Source organism: Achromobacter sp. MYb9 (genome assembly GCF_002975275.1).
Classification (GTDB): domain Bacteria; phylum Pseudomonadota; class Gammaproteobacteria; order Burkholderiales; family Burkholderiaceae_B; genus Achromobacter.
This window is the reverse complement of record NZ_PCOQ01000053.1, coordinates 1-3471: the sequence shown is the minus strand read 5'-3', so window position 1 is coordinate 3471 and position 3471 is coordinate 1. Positions and strand designations below refer to the sequence as shown.

The following is a 3471-nucleotide window of genomic DNA, read 5'->3' as shown; positions in this document are numbered from 1 at the left end:
GTGCGCTTGAACGGCGCGTCGGTGCTGCTGGTGGGCGCGGGCGGCGCCGCCCGCGGCGTGCTGCAGCCACTGGCGGAAGCCGGCTGCGTTCGCCTGCACATCGTCAACCGCACGGCGTCCAAGGCGCTGGAACTGGCCGACGCCTGGCGCAGCACCGGCGTGTCGCCGCAGACCCGGGTCACGGCGGGCGGGTTGGCCGACGCCGCCCTGCCTGGCGGCTGGAACCTGGTCATCAACGCCACGGCGAGCGGCCTGCAGGACGCCGCCCCCGACTTGCCGGCCGGCTTGTACGCCGAGGGCGCCGCGGCCTACGACATGATGTACGGCGCCACCCCCACCGCCTTCATGAAACAGGCCGAGGCCGACGGCGCCGCGCTGATGGCCGATGGCCTGGGCATGCTGGTGGGCCAGGCCGCCGAGAGCTTTTTCATCTGGCATGGCGTGCGCCCCGATCCGGCGCCTGTGCTGGCGGCGCTGCGCGAGACGCTCATGGCGGGACGCTGAACAGCATGGCGGCGCGCAAGGGCCGATCCTGGTTCCGGATCACCACCGGCGTCCTGATGGCGCTGGTGTGTCTGGTCCTGCTGTATCAATTCTGGCTCTTTGCCCAAGTGGTCTGGTACAACTACCGCGACCCCGGCAGCAGCGCGATCATGCGCGAAGAGCTGTCGCGCCTGCGCGAAGGCAATCCGGACTTCAAGCTGCAATACGAGTGGGTGCCCTACGACAAGATCAACCGCAACCTCAAGCGCGCGGTGGTGGCCTCGGAAGACTCCAACTTCACCGGGCACGACGGCATCGAATGGGACGCCATCCGCAAAGCCTGGGAATACAACCAGCGTCAGGAAGAAGCCGGCCGCAGCAAGATGCGCGGCGGCTCCACCATCACCCAGCAGTTGGCCAAGAACCTGTTCCTGTCCAGTTCACGCAGCTATATTCGCAAGGGCCAGGAACTGGTTTTGACCTATATGATCGAACACGTCATGACCAAGGAGCGCATCCTGGAACTGTATCTGAACGTGGCCGAATGGGGCGTGGGCGTATTCGGGGCGCAGGCCGCCTCCAAACACTACTTCAACACCACGGCGGCCAACCTGGGCGCCAGCCAGGCCGCCCGGCTGGCCGCCATGCTGCCCAACCCCCGCTTCTATGACAGCCGCCGCAATTCCAACTACCTGAACTCCCGCGTCGGCGTCCTGACCCGCCGGATGCAGATGGTCGATATCCCCTGACACCCGAAACCACGACATTCCGTCAGGCCTTCCCCACCCTTGCCGGTGGGATTTGTTAAGCTTTCACGTTTACGCGCTCCCATTCCTTTTCATGCGTACCGCACGTCGCTACCTGGCCCGCGAGATCTATCGCTCTTGCGCAGTGGTCCTTATGGCCCTGCTAGGCCTTTTCACGTTCTTCGCGCTGGTGGACGACCTGGACAACGTGGGCGACAAGTTCTCCATGATGGCCCTGCTCTACATGCAGGCGCTGGCCATTCCCACCCGCTTGTACGACCTGCTGCCCATCGGGCTGCTGATCGGCGCGATTCTGGCGCTGGCCGGCCTTGCGCAGCGCAATGAACTCGTCATCTTGCGGGTCTCGGGCGTCAGCGGGATGCGCCTGCTGCGCATGCTGTGGGTCGTCACCATTCCCCTGATGATCGGCGCGGCCCTGCTGTCCGAATACGTCACCCCGTGGGCCGAGATCAAAAGCGGCGAAGCCAACCTGCTATTTCGGGGCAAGGCCGGCGGCGACCGCCTGAAGAGCGGCTATTGGTTCAAGGAACCGACGGCCAACGGCGGCACCCGCATCATCAATATCGGCGAACTCAAGGGCGACGGCCAGGTGGCCAACGTCACCCTCTACGAATTCAAGAAAGACCTGACGCTTTCCGTCCTCTCCACGGCGCCTACCGGGCTGTTCGCCCACGGCGACCTGGTGCTGAAGGACGTGGCCGAAACGCGGCTGGACAACGAGGCCTCCGAGGCGCTGGCCAACGCCCGTCCGCCCAAGAATCCCCCGGCCGCCGTGGTGAAGGTGCCCGAACGCACGGTCGACACCACCCTCAGCCCCGAACGCCTGCTGGCCCGCGTGTTGACGCCTGAACGCATGTCCATCATCACGTTGCTGGACTATGTGGAGTATTTGCGCGACAACCAGCTGCAATATGGTCGACAGGTCGTCGCGCTGTGGCGCAAACTGGCCTATCCGTTCACGTTGCTGGTGATGATCACGATTGCCGCGCCGATCGGCCTGATGCAGACCCGCCGTGGCGGCGTCGGCGCCAAGGTCTTCATCGGCATCTTGCTGGGCGTGGGTTTCTTCATGCTGAACCAGTTGGCGTTGAACGTAGGCATGCTGGGCAAGTGGCCGCCCTGGCTGACCGCCCTGGGCCCGAACATCGGGGCCATGGCGCTGGCGCTGGGTGCCATGAGCTACATGGAATACCGCCACACCATTACCCGGTTCGTCCAACAACGCTGGCCTTGGAGCAAGAGTCCCGCATGAACGGCAGTATCTGGATGATTGGCGACGTGCAGGGGTGCTGCTCGCCGCTGGATCGCTTGCTGTCCCACCCCGATCTGGTCGGCGACCCGAAGTCGCGCTTCTGGTTCGCTGGCGACCTGGTCAACCGCGGCCCGCAGTCGCTGGAAACCCTGCGTCGCATCATCGACCTGGGCGACCGCGCGACGTCGGTGCTGGGCAATCATGACCTGCACCTGCTGGCCGCCGCGGCCGGGGTGCGCAAGCCGTCAAAATCGGACACGCTCGAAGACATCCTTCGCGCGCCGGACGCGGCCGCCCTGATCAACTGGCTGCGGTTCCGCCCGCTGGCCCATTTCGAGCAAGGCCATCTGCTGGTGCACGCCGGCACGCTGGCAAAATGGGACGTCGCCAAGACGCTGTCGCTGGCCGGCGAGGTGCAAGACGCGCTGCGCGGCCCGAACTGGCAGAAGGCGCTGCAGAAGATGTACGGCAACGAACCGGCCACGTGGAAGGAAGACCACAAGGGCGGCAAGCGGATGCGGGTGATCATCAATGCGCTGACGCGGATCCGCCTGTGCACGCCAAACGGCCACATGGAGTTTGCCACCAAGGTCGCCCCAGGCGCCTGGCCCCCGGGCCTGGTCCCCTGGTTCGACGTCCCGAACCGGGCGACACGCGACATCACGACGGTCTTCGGACACTGGTCGACGCTGGGCTTGCTGCAACGCCCGGACGTGATCTGCCTGGACACCGGATGCGTATGGGGGGGAGCGCTGACGGCGTTGCGGTTGCAGGATCGGAAGCTGGTGCAGGTGAAGTGTTCGCAGTTTCAGGATCCGTTGTCTGAGTGACGGGTTTTTGGGTGATTGCGAGGCGTGGGGTGGGGCTTCGTAGGTTCGTAGCTTCCTAGCTTCGTAGCTTCGTAGGACGCCCGTCGCCGGGGTCGGGTGGGTGGCGCGCGCCCACGATTGCGGTCCGGAGCCTTCGCTC

General features: G+C 65.4%; 3 protein-coding genes and 1 pseudogene. All 4 read left to right on the top strand.

Annotated features, from left to right (window positions below):
- Positions 1-504, top strand: a pseudogene (gene aroE, locus CQ050_RS30595) (shikimate dehydrogenase); the annotation flags it as partial.
- A gap of 5 nt (positions 505-509) precedes the next feature.
- Entirely contained in the window at positions 510-1232 is a 723-nt protein-coding gene (gene mtgA, locus CQ050_RS30590) for a monofunctional biosynthetic peptidoglycan transglycosylase (RefSeq protein ID WP_105560570.1), read from the top strand.
- Positions 1233-1323: 91 nt separating this feature from the next.
- The gene (gene lptG / locus CQ050_RS30585) at positions 1324-2502 is read left to right on the top strand and encodes an LPS export ABC transporter permease LptG (RefSeq protein ID WP_105560569.1); all 1179 of its coding nucleotides are present in this window, start codon (positions 1324-1326) and stop codon (positions 2500-2502) included.
- Positions 2499-3332: a symmetrical bis(5'-nucleosyl)-tetraphosphatase gene (locus tag CQ050_RS30580; protein WP_105560568.1), complete on the top strand. Its 834-nt coding sequence runs from the start codon at positions 2499-2501 to the stop codon at positions 3330-3332. Before lptG ends, CQ050_RS30580 begins: the two co-directional genes overlap by 4 nt.
- Positions 3333-3471: the final 139 nt, after the last annotated feature.